The organism is Cellulomonas sp. P2_B4, assembly GCF_056404795.1.
The window spans coordinates 1-549 of sequence record NZ_JBFUDI010000095.1 but is presented as its reverse complement, the minus strand read 5'-3'; the positions used below and the strand labels follow the sequence as shown (position 1 = coordinate 549).

Annotated in this window: 1 protein-coding gene; it reads right to left on the bottom strand. The window is 64.1% G+C overall.

The window, feature by feature from the left end:
• Positions 1 to 113: 113 nt before the first annotated feature.
• Positions 114 to 455 carry a hypothetical protein gene (locus AC1DZC_RS20280; RefSeq protein WP_465172872.1) on the bottom strand — a complete coding sequence of 114 codons (342 nt, stop codon included), beginning with the start codon at positions 453 to 455 and terminating at the stop codon, positions 114 to 116.
• Between the last annotated feature and the right edge of the window lie 94 nt (positions 456 to 549).

Here is a 549-nt window from a genome sequence, read left to right as displayed (position 1 = left end):
GGGCTGGCCTGTGCGCCGTCCAGCTTGATCCAGGGGCACGCGATCTGGCACCTGCTCGGCGCCGTCGCGACCTGGCTGACCTTCGCTTATTATCGCAGCGAGCGGGCCGAAGCCTAGGAGCTGCGCTTGACGTGGCGGATCGTCTGCTTGCCTGCCTGGAGCGTCTGGGGATGGCATGTCGCGCCGTCCGCGCCTGACGTCGCGCAATAGCTGGTGCCGGGGCCGATTCCGCTGACGGCCCCGGTCTCGTTCACCGCGACGGTCGCGGTGGAGGGGCTGGCATTGCCGTCGAAGCGGAAGACGCACTTGCCGCTCGACGATATGCGGCAGGTGAAAAGAGCGACGCTCTGATTCGCATCGACATCGGCCGAATAGGCCAGCTCGTCGAAATGCGCCGGGCCGCAGGCGGCGAGGGTCGCCGCGAGCACCGACATCAGGACCGCTGTCTTGACCATTGTCACCCCTTCGTCATCGTCGCGAAAGTGTATTGTTTAAGCAATACACTGTCAATATGCGGCAGCGACGGAAACACTGGTTACGGTGAAAGAC